The sequence below is a fragment of the Kribbella sp. CA-294648 genome (assembly GCF_050943845.1).
In the GTDB taxonomy this organism is placed as follows: domain Bacteria; phylum Actinomycetota; class Actinomycetes; order Propionibacteriales; family Kribbellaceae; genus Kribbella.
Genome location: NZ_CP191981.1, coordinates 1,087,306 through 1,106,499, shown reverse-complemented (window position 1 = coordinate 1,106,499; position 19,194 = coordinate 1,087,306). Strand labels below are relative to the sequence as shown.

Sequence of the window (19,194 nt, the reverse complement as noted above, 5' to 3'; positions counted from 1 at the left end):
CTGTCACTTGATGCCGGAGGTGGAGAAGCCGCTGACGAAGCGGCGTTGCATGAACAGGAAGATGACCAGGACCGGCAACACGTACATCACCGCGCCGGCCGCGACCAGGTTGTTCATCGGCAGGCCCTTGTCGTTGACGTAGCCGGTCGCCATCGCGACGGCCAGCGTCGTACTGTCCTGGTTCAGGAACATCGCCGGGCCGACGAAGTCACCCCAGGCGTGGGTGAAGGACAGGATCACGCTGGCGGCGATCACCGGCCAGGACTGGGGCAGGAAGATCCGCCAGAAGATCGTCACGTACCCGCAGCCGTCGATGATGGCGGCCTCTTCGAGCTCGCGTGGGATCCCGGCGAAGAACTGCCGGAACAGGAAGATCAGGAAGGCACTGCCACCCAGCCCCCACGCGACCCACGGCCAGTACGTGTTGACCAGGTGCAGCTTCGCGAAGATCAGGTACGTCGGGACCAGCGTGACGATTCCCGGCAGCATCATCGTGGCCAGCAGGACCACGAACAACTGCTTCTTGCCCGGTGCCGTCAGCCGCGCGAACCCGAACCCGACCCAGGCCGAGCTCAGCGTGGTCAACGTCGTGCTGATGAACGCGATGGTCAGCGAGTTCCGCAGCGCGCCGACGAAGTTGACGTTGCGGACCGCGTCGACGTAGTTCTCGAACCGCAGCTGCGACGGCAGCCAGGTGGGCGGGAACGACGCCATCTCGGCCGGTGACTTCAGCGACGTCGATGCCAGCCACAGGATCGGGCTGATCATCACCAGGACGACGGACGCCAGCACCAGGTACAGCGCCCAGCGATAGCTCCGGGTGATCATCGCTTCCCCTCCGGCTCGACGGTGTAGAAGACGGTCTTGGCGCTGACCTTGATGATCACCAGAGTCACCACCATGATGACCGCGAACAGCAGCCAGAGCATCGCGGACGCGTAGCCGAACCGGGAGGCACTGAAGTACTGCGCGAACACGTGGATCATGTACATGTAGTTGCCCTGCGGCACCGTGCCCGCCCCGCTCAGCGATCCCGAGGACAGCAACAGCGGCGCGAACGACTGCAACGAGCCGATCACCCCGGTGATCACCTGGAACAGGATCACCGGCGACAGCAGTGGAACGGTGATCCGCGTGAACGACTGCCAGTACGACGCCCCGTCGACCTGCGCGGCCTCGAGCAACTCCCGGGGAATGTCCTGCAGGCCCGCCAGCGAGATGATCATCGATCCGCCACAAGCCCACAACACCAACGCGTACAGCACATAGCGGACGTTCGGATCCACCAGCCAGGTGATCGGATCGGCGCCGAGACCGCTCAGCGCGCCGTTCGCCGCGCCGGCGTCCCGGTCGAAGATCAGCCGGAAGGTCAACGCAGCCCCGACCGGCGGGACCACGGCCGGCAGATAGATCAGTCCGCGGAACAGCCCGCGGCCACGCATCGGCTGGTTGAGCATCACGGCCAGCAGCAGTCCAGCGAGGATCGACAGTGGCACCGTCACCGCCGTGAACACGCCGGTCTTCGCCAGCGAGCTCATCGTCAACGGGTCGCGGAAGATCTCCAGGTAGTTGTCGAAGCCGACGAAGTGCGTCCGCGGCGAGAGCCCGTCCGAGTCGGTCAGGCTGAGCCAGAACGCGTAGCCGAGCGGGAACACGGTCAGGCCGACGAACCCGATGATCCACGGCGCGACGAACAGGTAGAAGGTGCGCGCCTTGCGCAGCGCCGGCGGCTTCTTCCTCACCGGGCGCTCCACCACGGCGTCCGGCACGGTGGCAGGCGGTACCTCGGTCAGCGCGGAGCTCACCGCAACCGCTTCTTTCCGTCGGCCAGCTGGGCGTTGAGCTGCGAGTTCAGCGTGTCGGCGAACTGGCCGGCCGTCATCGTCCCCTTGATTGCCTTCGGCAACTCACGGGTGATGACGGTGTTGATCGCGTCCTGCCGCGCGTACGGGGTGAAGGACATCACCGAGAAGTGCTGCTGCTCCGCCTGCTGCACCTCGTAGGCCTGCTTCTGGTACGGCAGCTTCTGGGGCATCAGTTTCTGCAGCGACTTGAGCGGCGGGACCCCCCAACCGCCGGCCGCCCTGGCCTTGGCCGGCTCGCCGGCCAGGAACCACTCCATCACCTGCCAGGCGGCGTCCTTGTTCTTGCTCGCCTTCGGGATCCACAGACCGGTCGCGCCGAAGCACGGGCTGACCCGCCGGGCGGTGTCGAACTGCGGCGCCGGCGCGAAGCCCGCGACCTTGGCGGACTTGGGGTCACCGGCGAACAGACCGCCCAGCCAGTAGCCGCTGAGGGTGGTCGCGATCCGGCCGGCCTGGAACGTCGGGCCGTCCCAGCCGTTCGGGTCGGGGTTCAGCACGGTCGGCCCGATCCCCGCCTTCGCGTAGTCGAGGTACCAGGTGAGGGCGCGCTGTGCCTCCGGGCTGCTGAAGTCGACCGAGGCGAGGTCGTCGGAGGACAGCTTCCCGCCCGCCAGATCCGTCAGCCAGCTCAGCTGGCTGAAAAGCCCCAGCCCGTTGGGATTCAGGCCGTAGACGCTGACCTTCGCGCCCTGCCGCTTGGTCAGCGACTTGCCCTCCTCGAGCAGCTCGTCGAGCAGCAGCGGCGTCGATGCGCTCGGCCGCGCCACCTTTGCCGCGTCGTACAGGGCGCCGTTGTACCAGATCGTGCAGTCCTGCGAGTAGTCCTTCGCGAACCCGTAGCGCGGCCCGCTGCCCTGCTTCTCGCCGTCGTAGCGCCAGACGTCGTTGACCGGGTCGATGTCGTCGGCCTTGATCAGCGTGCTGTTCGCGAAGTACGGATCGAGGTTCTCCGCCACCTGCCGGGCCACCAGGTACGGCGTCTCGGTCGCGCCCAGGCCGCGGACCACGTCCGGAGGGTTGCCGCTGGCAAGCATCGCGGTCAGCTTGGTCAGGTCGTACTCGACCGTCTTCACGGTCAGGCCGAGTGCCTGCGCGGCGGCCTTGGCCTCCTTCGGCCCGAACTCGCCGGACTGCGACATCACCGTCACCGTGCCCTTGGCGGCGGAGCCGGTAGCGCCTCCGGCGGCCGGCGTTTTCGTGGAGGACGCGGGCGAGCAGCCCATCGCCAGCGCGGTCCCGGCGGCTGCGCCGCCGAGCGCCAGGAACCGGCGGCGGGAGAACCCTGCGTTCGTTGTGGTCATGGCCAGCCTCTCAGTCGGAAGTCCCCGAAGTGGTCTCTGTGTCGAAGAGCCGGCAGACCGGGCCGGAGGAGGGGCCGGCCCGGTCTGCCAGTTCTTCGCTGTCGTCCTCGGGCCGGTAGCCGAGCTCGTGCCGGGCCGAGGTGGTGTCCCAGTGGTTGCGCGTGTTCGCTGACACGCCGAAGTGCACGCCGTACCGCTCGTCGGTCTGCAGGGCGGCGAGCACCAGCCGGCCGGCGTCGCCGTCGGACAGCCACTGCCCGAGGTAGCGCCGCTCGGTCAGCGGCCAGCCGGTCAGGCCGAGTCGCAGGCAGGTCACGGATGCGCCGGTGCGATCCGCATGGAGCCGCCCCATCGACTCCAGAACGACCTTGCCGAGTCCGTACGCACAGCACGGCCGTGGATCGAGCCGCGGATCGACCGGCCAGTACCGCGGCCGGTTGTACTCGCCCATCGCATGCAGCGAACTGGCCAGCACGACCTTCGGTACCGCATGCGTCGCGGCTGCCTCGAGCACGATCTGGGTGGTCCGCACATTGGCGGCGTACACGGTGTCCCAGGTCTGCCGCGGGCTGCTGTTCGCCGCCAGGTGCAGGATCGCGTCCGCTCCCGCGAACATCTGGTACGCCGCCTTGGGATCGCCGATGTCGGCTTGGAAGACCTCGTCGTTTCGCGCGGTCGCCACGGTTCGATCGACCAGCCGGAGCCGGTAGCGCCGGCGCAGCCAGGGCAGCAGCACCGTTGCCACCCGGCCCAGCCCGCCGGTGATCACCACCAGCGGTGCGTCGTCGAGTCCCGCAGCGTCCATGTCGTCACCCAAGGTCCGCCGGGCCCGGGTCTGTCCCCGGACTGTGGCCGAAATTGTTCGAGCATTGGGGCAGGTGTGTCAAGAGTGTGAACGCAGTTTGTCCATTTTGTTGACGGCGGCCGCCGGACTCGTCGATACTTTTCGTCGTGGCTGCCAAGGACACCGGATCTCTACGAGCGCTGCGGCGCACCAACTCGGAACGGATGCTGTCCGCCCTGATGGAGCACGGGGCGCTGCACCGGGCCGAGCTGGCGCGCATCTGCGGCCTGTCCAGGACGACCGTCTCGACGATCGTGGCCGACCTGGTCATGGGCGGCGTGGTGATCGAGGTGGTCGGGGACCAGGTGGCCCGCGCTGGTATCGATGCCTCCGAGGTGGACGGCCGCGCCCGCGGTTTCCTGCAGGCGAACCCCAGCGCCGGCGCTGCCGGCGGGTTGGACTTCACCCTCGAGCGCGTCTGGTGCCACCTCACCGACCTGTCCGGCGAGACCCTCGCCAGCGACGGCGTGACGGCGGCCCGCGACACCCCTTGGCAGGAACGACTGACGGCAGGGCTCACCCTGCTGGACGACCTGCTCTCCCAGGCCGGCCTCGATCGTGGCGACCTGGTCGGCGTCGCGATCGGCGTCCCCGGGCCGATCGATCTGAGGACCGGCGTGGTCGGCCCGTCCCTGCCCGGTCAGGCCTGGGCCGGCGTCAACGTCGCGGCCGAGTTCGGCCGGCGACTCGACGTACCGGTGCTGGTGGAGAACAACACCCGTCTGGAGGCGGTCGCGGAGTTCACCTGGGGCGCGGGCCGCGGCGTCGACGACGTGCTGTACCTCGGGTTGTCCACCGGCATCGGCTCCGGATTGCTTGTCGACGGCAACCTTCATCACGGCGGCGCGCGCGGTGGCGGCGGCGAGATCGGCCATCTGTCGGCGGACTCGTCGGGTGCGAGCTGCCCGTGCGGCAACCGCGGCTGCCTGGTGCAGTACGCGTCGCTTCCCGCCGTACTCGCTGCTCTGACGCCTGTGCTCGGCAAGCAGGCCGGGCTCGACGATCTCCTCGCGGCCGCGGCGGAGGGTCAGCCGGACACCGTTCGGGTGTTGCGTGAGGCCGGAGAGCACACCGGGCGAGTCCTCGCGAACATCTGCAACCTGCTCAACCCCGCACGGATCATCGTCGGTGGCGAACTCGCCCGGGCCGGCGATCTGGTGCTGGAGCCGATCCGCGCCACCTTGCGCCGGACCGCGATGGGGCTCACCCGCGACGCCGAGGTGGTCGCCGCGGAGCTCGACCTGGGTGCCCGCGCGGGCGCGTCCGGCGCCGCCGCCCTGGTCCTGCGACAGACCGACCAACTGGTCACCGCATTGCTCACCGCCGGAGAACGCCAACCGAATGAGGCCGTGTGAAGATCGTCGGGTACGAGACTTTCCTGGTGGCGCCGCGCTGGCAGTTCCTGCGCATCGACACCGACGAAGGCATCAGCGGCTGGGGCGAACCGATCGTCGAGGGCCGGGCGGAAGCTGTCCAGGGCGCCCTCACGGCGCTGATGGAGCAGCTCGTCGGCACCGATCCGCTCCGGATCGAGGACCACTGGCAGACGCTGGCCAAGGGCGGCTTCTATCGCGGTGGCCCGGTGCTGTCGAGCGCACTGGCCGGGATCGATCAAGCCCTGTGGGACATCAAGGGCCGCTTCCACGAGACCCCGGTGCACGAGCTGCTCGGCGGTCCCGTCCGGGATCGCGTCCGGGTCTACACCTGGGTGCACGGCCGCGACAACGCTGAGCTGATCGACGACGCGCAAACCAAGGTGGGCAAGGGATTCACCGCCATCAAGCTCAACCTGGCCGAGGCGCTGCCGCCGATCCCGTCAGCCGCCCAGATCAACGCGATGGTGTCCCGGGTGGCGGCGTTGCGGGACGCACTGGGTGACGGCGTCGACATCGCCCTCGACTTCCACGGACGGTTCAGTACCGCGGCCGCCCGGCAGATCCTGCCGTTGCTCGAGCCGCTGCTGCCGATGTTCGTCGAGGAGCCGGTGCTGCCCGAGTTCGCCCGCGACCTGCGCCGGGTGACCGAATCGACGAGCATCCCGATCGCGACCGGCGAGCGGCTCTACTCCCGGTGGGACTTCCGCGACGTGCTGACCACCGGCATCGCGGTGGCCCAGCCGGACATCTCACACGCCGGCGGCATCTCCGAAGTACGACGGATCGCCGCGATGGCGGAGGCGTACGACGTGGTCGTCGCGCCGCACTGCCCGCTCGGCCCGATCACCCTGGCCGCGTCCTTGCAACTCGACCTGGCCACGCCGAACTTCCTGATCCAGGAGCAGAGTCTCGGCATCGAGTACGGCGGCGGCAATGCGCTGCTCGACTATCTGGTCGACCCGGACGTGTTCAAATTCGTGGACGGGCACGTCGAGCGGCTGGCCGGTCCAGGGCTCGGCATCGAGGTCAACGAGGACGCAGTACGAACCGCTGCCGCCGAGCCCCACACTTGGCGCTCCCCAGTACTACGCCACGCCGACGGCTCCTTCGCCGAGTGGTGAGCCTGGAGCGGGGTGCCAGCGCTGGGCGAGTGGGGGTGAAGCCGAAGTGAGGCGGACTCGGCGCCGGGGTGGAGCCGACGCGGAGGCGGGCCCGGCGCCGGGGTGGAGCCGACGCCAGGGTGGAGCCGACACCGGGGTGGAGCCGACACCGGGGTGGAGCCGACACCGGGGCGACTCAGCGCGGGGGCATGCGGAGGGCGCCGTCGAGGCGGATGACCTCGCCGTTGAGCAACTGGTTGCTGACGATGTGGTCGACCAGGGCGGCGTACTCCGAGGGGCGGCCGAGGCGGGCCGGGTGGGGGACCTGCTGTTCGAGCACCTTGCGGGCGTCTTCCGGAAGGCCGGCCAGCATCGGTGTCTCCATCGTGCCCGGAGCGATCGTGACGACCCGGATGCCCTTGTCCGCAAGGTCGCGGGCCGCCGTCAGGGTGAGGCCGACGATGCCGCCCTTGCTGGCCGCGTACGCCGCCTGACCGATCTGGCCGTCGTACGCGGCGATCGACGCGGTCATCACCACGACACCGCGGTCACCGTCCTCGCCGGGCTCGAGCGCGATCATCCGCTCGGCGGCGAGCCGGAGCACGTTGAAGGTGCCGATCAGGTTGACCTCGACCACCTGCCGGAAAGTTGCCAACGGCAACGGACCCTTGCGGCCGACGACGCGGCCGGGGGTGGCGATCCCCGCGCAGGTGACGACCAGCCGCAGGTCCCCCAGGGATGCCGCCGCGTCGAGAGCAGCCGTGACGGCGGCCTCGTCGGTGACGTCGGTCGGCACGAAGACGACCCGCTCCCCCGCCTCGTCGGCGATCGCCTTGCCCGCCGACGACGGCAGGTCGCAGATCACCACACCGGCGCCGGTCGCGGCGAACCGGCGTACGGTCGCCTCCCCGAGCCCGGAGCCACCACCGGTGACGAGCACGACATCGGACGGGCCAAGCTTCATCGAACACTCCTGAGGAGATCGCGGCTGATCACCAGACGCTGGATCTGGTTGGTGCCCTCGAAGATCTGGGTCACCTTGGCCTCGCGCATGTAGCGCTCGGCCGGGAACTCGCGGGTGTAACCGTAGCCACCGAGCACCTGGACCGCGTCGGTGGTCACCTTCATCGCGGCGTCGGTGCAGATCAGTTTGGCGATCGCGGCCTGCTGGGTGAACGGCCGGCCGAGGTCGCGCCGCCGGGCCGCCTGGATGTACGTCGCCCGGGCGGACTCGGTCGCCGCGGCCATGTCGGCCAGCAGGAACTGCAGCCCCTGGAAGTCGGAGATCGGGTGCCCGAACTGCTCCCGGCCCAGCGCGTACGACGCGGCGAGGTCGAGCGCCGCCTGCGCCAGCCCGACCGCGCAGGCCGCGATCCCGAGCCGGCCGGAGTCGAGCGCCGACAGGGCGATCCGCATCCCGTCGCCCTCGGCGCCGATCAGGTTGGCGACCGGAACCCGGACGCCGTCGAAGTTGACCAGCGTGGTGGTGGACCCGGTCAGCCCCATCTTGCGTTCGGGAGCGCCGAAGCTGAGCCCTTCGGCCGAGGCCGGCACGTGGAAGGCCGAGATGCCGTGCTTGGGATCGGCCGAGGTCCGCGCGAAGGTGGTGTAGAAGTCGGCGTGCGAGCCGTGGGTGATCCACGACTTGGTGCCGGTCAGCACGTAGTGGTCGCCGTCGCGAACTGCCTTCGTCGTCATCCCGCTGATGTCCGAACCGGCCTGCGGCTCCGAGAGCGCGTACGCACCCAGCAGGTCGCCGCCGATCATGTCGGGCAACAGCAACTCGCGCTGGTCCGGCGTACCGAAGGTTGCGATGGCGTAGCTGGTCATCGTGTGGACGGAGAGGCCAACGCCGACGGACATCCAGGCGGCCGCGATCTCCTCCAGCATCTGCAGGTAGACCTCGTACGGCTGCTCGGCGCCGCCGTACTGCTCCGGGTAGGGCAGGCCCAGCAGGCCGGCCTTGCCGAGCGTGCGGAACGCCTCCCGCGGGAACGCCTCGGTTTCCTCGGCCTTCGCGGCGAACGGCGCGAGCTCGTGCTCACACAGGTCGCGGACCAGACCCAGCAGCTCGGTGGACTCCTCGGTCGGGAGCAAGCGATCGACAGCCATCAGACACACCCCTCTCAACAGCTACCGAAACGATACTACGATCGATACTGAAGAACATAGTCCAGTATCGTTCTATGCTGTCTCGATATGACAACAGTCGTCCCTGGGCGCCGCACCCGCAGGCAGTCGGAGTTGCTCGACCGGCTCCTGTCCCTGTTCCTCACCCAAGGCTTCAGCCGGTTCACCCTGGACGACCTGGCCGCCGACCTGCGCTGCAGCAAAACCACCCTCTACGCGCTGGCGCCGAGCAAGGAACAGCTCGCCGTCGAGGTGGTCAAGCACTACTTCAAGAACGCCACCGCGGAGGTGGAGTCGGCGGTCGCCAAGCAGACCCGGCCGGACCGCCGGATCGCGGCGTACCTCAACGCCGTCGCCGACGCGCTGCGGCCGGCCAGCCGGACCTTCCTGGACGACGTCTCGACGTTCGCGCCGGCCCGCTCGGTGTACGAGCGCAACACCCGGATCGCGGCCGACCGGGTCCGCTCGCTGATCGAGGACGGGATCGCCGCCCGGGCGTTCCGGCCGGTCGACATCGGTTTCGCCGCCGAGATGATCGCCCACACCATGCAGGCGATCCAGCGCGGCGACATCGCCCGGCGGACCGGCCTGACCGACGCCGAGGCCTACCGCGAACTCTCCTCCTTCGTCCTGCACTCACTCCGCCAGGACTAGAACCGGACCAGAGCGGGACTCACACGCGACCGAGCCGGGAAATCGCTGTCAGCAACCGGCCAATCTCGCGCGGTTGAACCCAGGCAGTGGAAGGCTGTCCACCATGACGACAGCCCACCTCCGCCGCTCCGTGGCGATGTTGCTCACCGGTGCCCTCGCCCTGACCGTCCTTCCCACCACCGCCCTCCCCGCGGCCACCGCCGCCACCGCTACCGACGCGGCCACCACCGCCGAAACGGCCGTACCGACGCGCGATCCCCGCACGCCGGCCGCCATCACGGCCACCCTGGACGAAGATGTCAAGATCCCCGGTACGGCCTGGATGACCAGGCCGGACGGCACGATCGTCGTCTCCTACGACTCCACGGTGGTCGGCGCCAAGCTGACCTCGCTGAACCGGGTGACCAAGCAGTTCGGCGACAAGGTCGTGATGGAGAAGCTCCCCGGCAAGCTGAAGAAGCACCTCGGCGGCGGTGGGGCCATCTACGGTGGCGACTACCGCTGCTCGCTCGGCTTCAACGTCCAGCGCAAGGGCCGGTTCTACTTCCTGACCGCCGGCCACTGCGCCAACGAGGCGGCGCACTGGTACCACGACCGGGCCAAGACGAACCGGATCGGTACGGTCCACCACTCCAGCTACCCGTGGAACGACTTCGCCCTCGTCCCCTACCGCACCGGTATCAAGCCCGGTGGCGTCGTGAACCTCCCCCGCCGCCGCTTCCAGGACATCACCGCGGCGATGAACCCCGGCCTCGGCCAACTGGTCTACCGGATGGGCTCGACCACCGGTCTGGCCAGCGGCCGGGTGACCGGCCTGAACGCCACGGTCAACTACGACGACGGCCGGGTGGCCGGCCTGATCCGGACCAGCGTCTGCGCCGAGAGCGGCGACTCGGGTGGCCCGCTGTTCTACCGCCAGTACGCCTTCGGCCTGACCTCCGGCGGCACCGGCGACTGCACCTCGGGCGGCGTGACCTACTTCCAGCCCGTGTACGAGGCCCTCAAGCTGTACGGCGTCTCCGTCTACTGATCTCCAGCTACTGACCCACTGATCCGTTCCTGAGCTTGGCCCCGACCGGTAGCGTTTTCTGAATGCAACTGAAGTTGGGGCCTCTGCTCCGGTACGTCGACGAAACGCGGGCGACCGTCTGGGTGGAGACGACCTCGGCGGGTGAGGTCGAAGTACTCGGGCATCGCGCCCCCACCTGGTCGGTGCACGGGCACCACTACGCACTCGTGCTGGTCGAAGGACTGCAGCCGGCCAGCGCAACGCCCTACGAGGTGCATCTGGACGGCGTCAAGGTCTGGCCGCTGGAGGACAGTCCCTACGGGCCGAGCGTGATCCGGACACCACAAGCTGACGGAGCCTTCCGGCTGGCCTTCGGGTCGTGCCGGCGGTCGGCGCCGTTCGACGAGCAGGGGTTCAAGGAGTTCGGGCCGGACGCCCTGGTGGCGCTGGCCGAGCGGATGGCCGCCGGTGACGCCGAGTGGCCCGACGCACTATTGCTGCTGGGCGACCAGGTCTACGCCGACGACCCGTCGGACGCAGTACTGGAGAAGTTGCGGGCGGCTCATGGTGGCCGGCAGGGGTCCGAGGTGGCCGACGAGATCGGCAACTTCGAGGAGTACACCTGGCTGTACGACGATGCCTGGCTGACGCCGGCCGTCCGGTGGCTGTTCTCGACCGTGCCGTTGTGCATGTTGCTCGACGACCACGATCTGCGCGACGACTGGAACACGTCGCTGACCTGGCGGCGCTGGGTCACCACGCAACCGTGGTGGCACGACCGGGTGGCCGGCGCCTACGCGTCGTACTGGGTCTACCAGCACCTCGGCAACCTGTCGCCGGAGCAGCTCGACAAGGATCCGACGTACGCCGCGATGCGCGGGCTGGACGACGTGGACGAGCGCAGCTCCTACCTCGACGCCTTCGCCTGGGAGGCCGACGAGGACCCGGCCTCGACCCGGTGGAGCTTCTACCGCGACTTCGGCGCCCGGTCGCGCGGCGTCCGGCTGGTCGCTGTGGATTCCCGCTGCTCCAGGCATCTGGAGCCGGGCGACCGGGCGATGGTGGATGCGCACGAGTGGGAGTGGGTCCGGCGGCACACGGTCGATGCCGTGGAGCCGATTCACCATCTGCTGCTCGCGTCGACCCTGCCGTTCCTGTTGTCGCCCGGACTGCACCACCTCGAGGGCTGGGACGAGGCGATCTCGTCGGGCGCCTGGGGTCCACCCGGAGCGCGGCTCGGCGAGAAGATCCGGCAGGGCATGGATCTGGAGCACTGGGCCTCGTTCCGCAACTCCTTCGACGATCTCACCGACCTGCTCGCCGACCTGGTCCGCTCCGACGATCCGCCGACCTCGATCCTGATGCTGTCCGGCGACGTGCACTGCAGCTACCTGACCGAAGCCTCACTCCGCGACGCCGACCACCCCGGTACTGCGATCCGGCAGCTGACCATGTCGCCGTTTCGCAACCCAGTCGGGCGGCACATCCAGCTGGCCAACAAGTTGCTCGACAGCCGGGTGCTGACGAAGGTGCTGCACCGGCTGGCCCGGTCGGCCGGAGTACGGGACGTCGCGGCGAGCTGGCGGACGGCGTACGGGCCGTGGTTCGACAACGGGGTGATGACGGTGACCGTGGACGGTGACGACGTGGCCGTGGACGTGGATCACGCGGCCGTCGAGCAGGGCCGGCAGGTGCTTGCCTCCACGCTGCACTACCAGATCAGGGCCTGAACTTCGATCTCCCTCACGGAGAGTGCGCGAAGGATTACCCTTACGCTCCGAGTTCGCCCGCGCACTTTGTGACAGTTTCAGGTAGAACAGATCACGGTTGAGTCAAGAACGCACCCGCCCCGAGCGCGTTCTCATCGTTGAGGAGGCACAACCATGAAACTCCGTCCCTTCGTGGCCCTGCTGGCTACCGCCGGTCTGGCTTCGACCACCGCCCTGCTCTCCACCCAGGCCAGCGCGGCTCCGGCTCCCGTCATCGCATCGGCGAGCACCATCACCTCCACCCTGGCCAAGGAAGCTTCCATCCCGGGCACCGCCTGGATGAAGGACGAGGCATCCGGCCGGATCATCGTCTCGTACGACGAGACCGTGACCGGCGGCAAGTTCGAAGCACTCACCGCCGTCACCAAGCGGTTCGGCAGCCAGGTCACCCTGGAGAAGCTGAACGGCAAACTCACCAAGCACATCAGCGGCGGCCACGCGATCTACGGTGGCGGCTACCGGTGCTCGCTCGGCTTCAACGTCCGCAGCGGCAGTACGTACTACTTCATCACCGCGGGCCACTGCACCAACGCGGCCAGCACCTGGTACGCCAACTCGTCGCAGACCACCGTGCTCGGCAGCCGGACCGGCAGCAGCTTCCCGGGCAACGACTACGGCATCGTCCGCTACAACAGCTCCTTCACCAACCGCCCCGGCAACGTCTACCTGTACAACGGTTCGTACCGCGACATCACCGGCTCGGGGAACGCCTACGTGGGCCAGTCCGTCCAGCGCAGTGGTAGCACGACCGGTCTGCGCAGCGGCTCGGTCACCGGTCTCAACGCCACGGTGAACTACGCCGAAGGCAGCGTCTACGGCATGATCCGGACCAACGTCTGCGCCGAAGGCGGCGACTCCGGTGGCCCGCTCTTCTCCGGCAGCACCGCACTCGGCCTCACGTCCGGCGGTAGCGGCAACTGCCGCACCGGCGGTACCACGTTCTTCCAGCCGGTCAACGAGGTCCTCAGCCGCTACGGCGTGAGCATCTACTGATCGTCAGCGTCTAGCTGATTCGAACAGACAGCAGAACGCCCCCTGCCGGTTACCGGCAGGGGGCGTTCGCCGTCACCACCCAGCAGCGATCAGGAGGCTGCGCAGGTGAACCCGGTCGGACTCTGAGCGTCCCCGCCGGGTTTGGTCACCTGGAAGCCGAAGCTGGTGTTCGCGCCAACGGCCAGGTTGCCGTTGTAGGACAGACTCGTTGCCGTGATCGTGCCGGTCGTCCCGGACAGCGACGCGCTCCAGGAACCGGCGATCGTGTGCCCAGGTGGCAGTGTGAAGGTCACCTTCCAGCCGGTGATCGCCGACGTCCGGGTGTTGGTCACCGTGACCGGCTGAACGACGTACCCGCTGTCCCAGCGGCTCTGCACGGTCGACACGACCGAGCAGCCTCCTCCCGGGTCGCCGCTACCGGTGGTCTTGCCCGTCACCATCGCTGAGGGTGCGGAGGTGCCCGCCGCGTTCGAGGCGGTGACCCGGTAGCAGTAGGAGGTGTTCGCTGCCAGGCCGGTGTTGGTGAAGGTCGAGGCGGCGGTGCTTCCGACCTGGCTGAAGGTGCTGTTAGCCGCGCAGGCACCGGCTGCCCGCTGCACCTGGTACTGGGTCGCCGCGGTCGAACCTGTCCACGACAGCGAGACCGAGCTGGACGTAGTACCGGTGACGGCGAGCCCACCAGGCGCCGCCGGGACCGTGCCGCCAGGGCCGCAGCCGGAGAACACTGTTGCGCACCGCGAGGTCTCGGAGACGCCATTCGGTCCTTTGAAGACCCGCTGCCCCCAGGTCGTCAGCTGGGTCGGGTCGAAGGCCACCGTCTGGTCGAGATACGGCTCGGTGTTGCCGCTGTACGACCAGGCCAGCCAGCCGATCCCGCGGGTCTGCGCCTCAGCCATGATGGTGTCCTCGTCGACATTCTCCCCCTGGTGCTCATGGCCGAACTCGCCGACGATCAGCGGCAAGCCGGCCTGCGCGAACGCGTCGAAGTAGCTCGTGATCGAGGCTGCGGTTCCGTACACCTGGTACATGTGCACGGAGAAGAGGGTGTTGCGCTGGGTGTCGGCGTTCCAGACCGTCTGCGCGTTGTCGCGCATGGTGTTGGACCAGTCCTGGCCCCAGTTCGGCGCGTCCACGACGAGCGTGTGCTGGAACCCGAGGGTGCGCATCCGCTGGACGGCATTGGCGGTCGCGGTCGTCCACTGCGCCGGATTGGTGTTGCCGATCGGCTCGTTGCCGATGTTGATCAGAACGTAGGCCTCCTGACCGATCAGCACGTCGCGGATGCTGTTCCAGTAGGTGACGGCCTGGTCCAGCGTCGCGGCGGCAGCCTCCTCGCCGTACCCGGTCGTGTCGTGCACCTCCAGCACGCAGACGAGCCGATTCGCCTTGCACTGGGCGATGACGTTGGCGACGTCGGCGGCAGGGCTCGGACCCCAGCGCTGGCCGCTGCCGAGCACCACCCGGACGGTGTTGGCGCCCAGGCCGGCAATCTCGGCGTACGAGTCGGTCTCGCCCTGGTACCAGATGTGCGGGTGGCTGGTGCCACGCATGACGAACGGGTTGTCGTTGGCGTCCAGCAGGTTCCGGCCGCTGATGTGGAAGCCCACCGCCGCCGGGGCGTCGGGCTCGGCAACGGCTGGGGAGGGCAGCAGGACGAGCAGCGAGAAGATGAGTGCTGGGAGCGCTCCCAGCGACAGTAATCGGAGCTTCATGGTCGATCCTTCGGGGCTTGCGGGCGCGAGCGGCCGGTCGCGCCCGGGGCGGATAAAGCTGGCCGCACTCGGACCCGGCGGCCGGTGACTCCGCGCGCGGGTCCGAGAACTCAGAGTGGCACTTACCCGGTTAAGTGACAAGACCTCGCGACCACCGGCCGCACAAGTACCTTGAACACCAAATGGCGACCTCGGACAAGTTATTTCCTGTCCGAGGTCGCCATTTTGGGTCCGACCCCACAGAGGTGGTTATCCCCAGGACGAAAGTAGCGACCGCCCGGGACAGGTTTGGGCGGCATCTTCTCTGGTGTGAACAAGAAACTGCAACGAGTGGCCGGTGAACGAGGCGGGTGGTTCAGCCGGGCTGACGCGCTGGAAGCCGGCTACACCGCCAGCGAGCTCCGGCTTCGGCTTCGGCGCGGGCAGTGGGAGCGTCTGTGCAGAGACGTGTACTTCGAGCCGGCGGCCTGGCCGGAAGACGAGTTGCCCTGGGCGCGCACCGAGCGGATGCACACTCTGATGGCACGGGCCGCCATCCGGCGGATGGGTGCTGGGGTGGTGATCAGCCACCAGTCGGCCACGCTGCTTCACGGACTGCCCGATTGGGGACTGGATCACCGCCGGGTGCAGCTGACCAAGACCGCCGGCCGGTCGCGATCCGATCGGACGGTCCAGATTCATCGCGCTGTCCTCGCGCCGGACGACGTCGGCGAGTTGCTCGGGCTACCGCTGACGGTTCCCGCCCGTGCGGTTGTCGAGACCACCTGTACTTCGTCGTACGAGGTCGGGGTGGTCTTGTCGGATGCAGCATTGCGGGCGGGGCTGGTGACCTCCGAACAGCTGATCAGAATGGCGAAACGGCTCGAGCACTGGCCTGGTTCCCCCGCCGCGCAGGCCGCGGTGGCCTTCGCCAGCGGCACGAGCGAGTCGGTCGGTGAGTCACGACTCCGGGTGCTGATGGCGAACGAAGGCCTGCCGAGCCCGAAATCACAGGTGGAAATCCACGATGCGACCGGGCGGCTGCTCGGCCGGGTCGACTTCCTGCTGCTCGGCCACCTGATCGTCGAGTTCGACGGGGCGCTGAAGTACGACAACTCCAAGGCTCTGGTAGCCGAGAAACGGCGCGAGGACCGGCTCCGCGAACTCGGCTACTCCTTCGCCCGCGTGACCTGGGCCGACCTGGACCGGCCGCACGAGACCGGCGCCCGCCTCCGCCGCCTCCTCGCCGTACCGAACTTGGCGCCCTGAGCCCCAAATGGCTACCTTGAACAGGTTATTTCTTGTTCAAGGTAGCCAGATGCTGTTGAAGGTCGCCCCAGCAGGTCAGCCGCGGCGGCGGGAGATTTCGTACAAGGCCACGCCGGTGGCGATGCCGGCGTTGAGGGACTCGGTGGCTGTGGTCATCGGGATGGAGACGATCAGGTCGCAGTTCTCGCGGACCAGGCGGGCCAGGCCCTTGCCCTCGCTGCCGACGACCAGGACGATCGGCTCGGTGGCGGCGTCCAGGTCGGGGAGCTCCACCTCGCCGCCCATGTCGAGGCCGATGATCATCAGACCGGCGTCCTTGTAGGACTTCAGCGCGCGGTTCAGGTTGGTCGCCCGGGCGACCGGGATCCGGGCCGCGGCACCGGCCGAGGTCTTCCACGCCGACGCGGTCATCGACGCCGTACGCCGCTCCGGCACCAGGACGCCGTGCGCCCCGAAGGCTGCGGCCGAACGGGTGATGGCGCCCAGGTTGCGCGGGTCGGTGACGCCGTCGAGCGCGACGATCAGCGGCACCTGGCCGGCGTCGTGCGCCCGGGACAGCAGGTCGTCCGGGTGGGCGTACTCGTACGGCGGGATCTGCACCGCGAGGCCCTGGTGGGCGCCGTGGCTGGTCAACCGGTCCAGCTCGGTCCTCGGCACCTCGAGCAGGGCGATGCCGTGCTCGGTGGCGATCAGCAGCGCCTCGCGCAGCCGGGCGTCACGTTCGGTGCCCTCGGCAACATACAGCGCGCTGACCGGGACGCCGGCGCGCAACGCCTCGACCACCGGGTTGCGGCCGTAGACCCACTCGACGGTCGCCTCGTCCTTGCGGTCCGGCCGGCGGCTGCCGCGCTTCTCGGCGCGCTCCTTGGCCTTCGCCCGCTTGTGCGCGGGGTGCTTGGTGCGGTCCACCGCCTTCGGCGTCGGGCCCTTGCCCTCCAGGCCGCGGCGGACCCGGCCACCGGAACCGGCGGTCGGGTTGCCCCGGGGCTTCTTGCGGATGGCGCCCTTGCGCTGACTACTGCCTGGCACTTCAGTTTCCTTCGGTCGGTTCGGGCCCGGCGATCGTCCAGCGGGCACCCTGTGGGGTGTCCTCGACGACGACGCCGAGCGCCTTGAGCCGGTCGCGGATCTCGTCCGACGCGGCATAGTCCTTGCGTTCACGGGCGGCCTGCCGCTGGTCCAGCAGCGCCTTCACCAGGCCGTCGACGACCTCGGTGAGTTCTTCGGTCCCACCGGCCCGCGAGGCCCACGGCTCGGCCAGCGGGTCCAGCCCCAGCACCCCGAGCATCGCCCGGACAGTGGCCAGATTCTCTTGCAGGGCAGCCGAATCGCCGTCGCTGACCAGCTTGTTGCCGTCCCGCACGGTGTTGTGCAGTACGGCGATCGCGGCCGGCGTACCGAGATCGTCGTCCATCGCGGCGACGAACGCCTCCGGCAGCTCAGCCGCCGGCTCGACGCCACCGGTCACCTCGGTCGCGCGACCGACATAGCCCTCGATCCGCTGGAAGCCGGTCGCGGCCTCCTCGAGCGCGGCCATCGAGAACTCCACCACCGAACGGTAGTGCGAGCTGACCAGGTAGTACCGCAACTCGATCGGGCGGACCTGCTCGACGACGTTGCGCACGATGGCACCGTTGCCGAGCGACTTCGACATCTTCTCGCCGGCCGCTGTCACCAGCGCGCTGTGCATCCAGAACCGGGCGAACTTCTGCCCGACCGCCTTCGACTGGGCCAGCTCGTTCTCGTGGTGTGGGAAGCGCAGGTCGAGACCGCCACCGTGGATGTCGAACTCGACGCCCAGGTACTTGCCCGCCATCGCGGAGCACTCCAGGTGCCAGCCCGGCCGGCCGGCGCCCCAGGGAGCCGGCCACGAGGCGGTCCGCGGCGTACCGTCGGTGTAGCCCTTCCAGAGCGCGAAGTCGCGGGGGTCGCGCTTGCCGCGCGGGTCCGCGTCCTCGGCGGCCTCCATGTCGTCGATCCGCTGGTTCGACAGCTCGCCGTAGGCCGGCCAGGACTTCACGTCGAAGTACACGTCGCCGGAGCCGTCGGGTGCGACGTACGCGTGCCCGCGCTCGATCAGCTCACTGATCATCACCAGCATCTCCGGGATGTGCCCGGTGGCGCGCGGCTCGTACGTCGGCGGACGGCAGCCCAGGACGTCGTACGCCCAGTGCAGTTCGCGCTCGAACTCGTAGGCGTGCGCCCACCACGGCACCTGCCGCTCGGCCGACTTGGCCAGGATCTTGTCGTCGATGTCGGTGACGTTCGCGATCACGGTGACCTCGTACCCGGAGCGCTCGAGCCAGCGCCGGAGGACGTCGAACACGATCTCCTTGTAGATGTGCCCGACGTGCGGGGCACCCTGCACCGTCAGCCCACAGTGGTAGATCCCGACGTGGCCCGGCTGGACCGGTTCGAAATCCCTCACTGCTGCTGTCGCGGTGTCGTACAAGCGAAGTGTCACCGATCAAGGGTAACGGTGATTCCGGACTGCTCTTGACAATTCTTCCCCAGCGGTCCTTGCGCTCACGGCGGCTAAATCTGGTTGCGGCCGTCTCATACGCTCGATTGGTGACCTCTTCACTACCGATTTCCTTGCCGATCGACACCGACCGCCTCATCCTTCGCCGCTATCTCGAGACCGACTACGACGACCTGCTGAAGCTGCAATCCAACCCTGAGGTCGCCCGGTTCCTGCTGTACCCCCCGAGGACGCCGGAGCAGGTCAAGGAGGGTCTGGCCGGCCGGCTGGCCGACGTACCGCTGGATACCGACGGGCAGGCGCTCACCCTCGCGGTGATCGAGCGGGAGACCGGCCGGCACACCGGCGAGGTCACCCTCTTCATCAACAACGTCGAACACCGGACCGGCGAGGTCGGATTCGTCTTCCACCCCGAGTTCCACGGCCGCGGGTACGCCGCCGAGGCGTCGACCGAACTGCTCCGGATCGGTTTCGAGGACCTCGGCTGGCACCGGATCATCGGCCGGCTGGACCACCGCAACACCGCTTCGGCCGGACTGCTCAAGCGACTCGGGATGCGCCAGGAGGCGCACTTCGTCCGCAACGAGTTCCTCAAGGGCGAGTGGACCGACGAGCTGGTCTTCGCGATGCTCGCCGAGGAGTGGAAGGCCCGCTGACCACGGCCGGTCAGCACGCGGTTACTAACTAACCAAGATTCGACACATCGCGGCA

General features: G+C 68.6%; 17 protein-coding genes. 8 read left to right on the top strand and 9 right to left on the bottom strand.

Annotated elements, in window-relative coordinates:
• Positions 1-3: 3 nt before the first annotated feature.
• Genes ACQPYM_RS05385 through ACQPYM_RS05370 form a run of 4 tightly spaced genes read right to left on the bottom strand, consistent with a single transcriptional unit; the run spans position 4 to position 3,971 of the window.
• Positions 4-828: a carbohydrate ABC transporter permease gene (locus tag ACQPYM_RS05385; RefSeq protein WP_433015731.1), complete on the bottom strand. Its 825-nt coding sequence runs from the start codon at positions 826-828 to the stop codon at positions 4-6.
• Positions 825-1,805, bottom strand: a complete 981-nt coding sequence (locus tag ACQPYM_RS05380) for a carbohydrate ABC transporter permease (RefSeq protein WP_433015728.1) — start codon at positions 1,803-1,805, stop codon at positions 825-827. The genes ACQPYM_RS05385 and ACQPYM_RS05380 overlap by 4 nt, the downstream gene beginning before the upstream one ends.
• Entirely contained in the window at positions 1,802-3,166 is a 1,365-nt protein-coding gene (locus ACQPYM_RS05375; RefSeq protein ID WP_433015725.1) for an extracellular solute-binding protein, read from the bottom strand. Before ACQPYM_RS05375 ends, ACQPYM_RS05380 begins: the two co-directional genes overlap by 4 nt.
• Before the next feature lie 10 nt (positions 3,167-3,176).
• On the bottom strand, positions 3,177-3,971 hold the full coding sequence (locus ACQPYM_RS05370; protein WP_433015722.1) for an NAD-dependent epimerase/dehydratase family protein: 795 nt from the start codon (positions 3,969-3,971) through the stop codon (positions 3,177-3,179).
• A gap of 146 nt (positions 3,972-4,117) precedes the next feature.
• On the opposite strand from ACQPYM_RS05370, the gene ACQPYM_RS05365 reads away from it, so the two are divergent.
• Together ACQPYM_RS05365 and dgoD are read left to right on the top strand one after the other, a co-directional pair.
• Positions 4,118-5,365 carry an ROK family protein gene (locus tag ACQPYM_RS05365; RefSeq protein WP_433015720.1) on the top strand — a complete coding sequence of 416 codons (1,248 nt, stop codon included), beginning with the start codon at positions 4,118-4,120 and terminating at the stop codon, positions 5,363-5,365.
• Positions 5,362-6,507 (top strand): galactonate dehydratase, encoded by a 1,146-nt coding sequence (gene dgoD, locus ACQPYM_RS05360; protein WP_433015717.1) that lies wholly within the window; start codon positions 5,362-5,364, stop codon positions 6,505-6,507. Before ACQPYM_RS05365 ends, dgoD begins: the two co-directional genes overlap by 4 nt.
• Positions 6,508-6,682: 175 nt before the next feature.
• On the opposite strand, the gene ACQPYM_RS05355 is transcribed toward dgoD, so the two are convergent.
• Positions 6,683-7,450 carry an SDR family NAD(P)-dependent oxidoreductase gene (locus ACQPYM_RS05355; RefSeq protein ID WP_433015714.1) on the bottom strand — a complete coding sequence of 256 codons (768 nt, stop codon included), beginning with the start codon at positions 7,448-7,450 and terminating at the stop codon, positions 6,683-6,685.
• Positions 7,447-8,598 (bottom strand): acyl-CoA dehydrogenase family protein, encoded by a 1,152-nt coding sequence (locus ACQPYM_RS05350; protein WP_433015711.1) that lies wholly within the window; start codon positions 8,596-8,598, stop codon positions 7,447-7,449. Before ACQPYM_RS05350 ends, ACQPYM_RS05355 begins: the two co-directional genes overlap by 4 nt.
• Before the next feature lie 87 nt (positions 8,599-8,685).
• On the opposite strand from ACQPYM_RS05350, the gene ACQPYM_RS05345 reads away from it, so the two are divergent.
• The 4 genes from ACQPYM_RS05345 (at position 8,686) to ACQPYM_RS05330 (ending at position 13,041) form a co-directional block, all read left to right on the top strand.
• Positions 8,686-9,270 (top strand): TetR/AcrR family transcriptional regulator, encoded by a 585-nt coding sequence (locus tag ACQPYM_RS05345; protein ID WP_433015708.1) that lies wholly within the window; start codon positions 8,686-8,688, stop codon positions 9,268-9,270.
• 103 nt (positions 9,271-9,373) lie between these two features.
• Positions 9,374-10,300, top strand: a complete 927-nt coding sequence (locus ACQPYM_RS05340; protein WP_433015705.1) for a S1 family peptidase — start codon at positions 9,374-9,376, stop codon at positions 10,298-10,300.
• Positions 10,301-10,362: 62 nt separating this feature from the next.
• Positions 10,363-12,009, top strand: coding sequence for an alkaline phosphatase D family protein (locus tag ACQPYM_RS05335; protein ID WP_433015702.1), 1,647 nt, complete (start codon positions 10,363-10,365; stop codon positions 12,007-12,009).
• Between the two features lie 153 nt (positions 12,010-12,162).
• A complete protein-coding gene (locus ACQPYM_RS05330; protein WP_433015699.1) occupies positions 12,163-13,041 on the top strand; it encodes a S1 family peptidase in 879 nt (292 codons plus the stop codon).
• Positions 13,042-13,130: 89 nt separating this feature from the next.
• Here the strand turns inward: ACQPYM_RS05330 and ACQPYM_RS05325 are convergent, their stop codons facing one another.
• Complete coding sequence (locus tag ACQPYM_RS05325) at positions 13,131-14,753, bottom strand: cellulase family glycosylhydrolase (protein WP_433015696.1); 1,623 nt, start codon at positions 14,751-14,753, stop codon at positions 13,131-13,133.
• Between the two features lie 309 nt (positions 14,754-15,062).
• On the opposite strand from ACQPYM_RS05325, the gene ACQPYM_RS05320 reads away from it, so the two are divergent.
• Positions 15,063-16,001, top strand: coding sequence for a type IV toxin-antitoxin system AbiEi family antitoxin domain-containing protein (locus tag ACQPYM_RS05320; RefSeq protein WP_433015693.1), 939 nt, complete (start codon positions 15,063-15,065; stop codon positions 15,999-16,001).
• 75 nt (positions 16,002-16,076) lie between these two features.
• Here the strand turns inward: ACQPYM_RS05320 and rlmB are convergent, their stop codons facing one another.
• A complete protein-coding gene (gene rlmB, locus ACQPYM_RS05315; RefSeq protein WP_433015690.1) occupies positions 16,077-17,030 on the bottom strand; it encodes a 23S rRNA (guanosine(2251)-2'-O)-methyltransferase RlmB in 954 nt (317 codons plus the stop codon).
• 1 nt (position 17,031) lies between these two features.
• The gene (gene cysS / locus ACQPYM_RS05310; protein ID WP_433015687.1) at positions 17,032-18,465 is read right to left on the bottom strand and encodes a cysteine--tRNA ligase; all 1,434 of its coding nucleotides are present in this window, start codon (positions 18,463-18,465) and stop codon (positions 17,032-17,034) included.
• A 107-nt stretch (positions 18,466-18,572) separates the two neighbouring features.
• On the opposite strand from cysS, the gene ACQPYM_RS05305 reads away from it, so the two are divergent.
• Positions 18,573-19,139 (top strand): GNAT family N-acetyltransferase, encoded by a 567-nt coding sequence (locus tag ACQPYM_RS05305; protein ID WP_433015684.1) that lies wholly within the window; start codon positions 18,573-18,575, stop codon positions 19,137-19,139.
• Positions 19,140-19,194: the final 55 nt, after the last annotated feature.

Bases quoted from the DNA above. Each gene is read 5' to 3' on its own strand.
- ACQPYM_RS05385 (WP_433015731.1), bottom strand. From the start codon at position 828: ATGATCACCCGGAGCTATCGCTGGGCGCTGTACCTGGTGCTGGCGTCC.
- ACQPYM_RS05375 (WP_433015725.1), bottom strand. From the start codon at position 3,166: ATGACCACAACGAACGCAGGGTTCTCCCGCCGCCGGTTCCTGGCGCTC.
- ACQPYM_RS05370 (WP_433015722.1), bottom strand. From the start codon at position 3,971: ATGGACGCTGCGGGACTCGACGACGCACCGCTGGTGGTGATCACCGGC.
- ACQPYM_RS05355 (WP_433015714.1), bottom strand. From the start codon at position 7,450: ATGAAGCTTGGCCCGTCCGATGTCGTGCTCGTCACCGGTGGTGGCTCC.
- ACQPYM_RS05350 (WP_433015711.1), bottom strand. From the start codon at position 8,598: ATGGCTGTCGATCGCTTGCTCCCGACCGAGGAGTCCACCGAGCTGCTG.
- ACQPYM_RS05345 (WP_433015708.1), top strand. From the start codon at position 8,686: ATGACAACAGTCGTCCCTGGGCGCCGCACCCGCAGGCAGTCGGAGTTG.
- ACQPYM_RS05340 (WP_433015705.1), top strand. From the start codon at position 9,374: ATGACGACAGCCCACCTCCGCCGCTCCGTGGCGATGTTGCTCACCGGT.
- ACQPYM_RS05335 (WP_433015702.1), top strand. From the start codon at position 10,363: ATGCAACTGAAGTTGGGGCCTCTGCTCCGGTACGTCGACGAAACGCGG.
- ACQPYM_RS05330 (WP_433015699.1), top strand. From the start codon at position 12,163: ATGAAACTCCGTCCCTTCGTGGCCCTGCTGGCTACCGCCGGTCTGGCT.
- ACQPYM_RS05325 (WP_433015696.1), bottom strand. From the start codon at position 14,753: ATGAAGCTCCGATTACTGTCGCTGGGAGCGCTCCCAGCACTCATCTTC.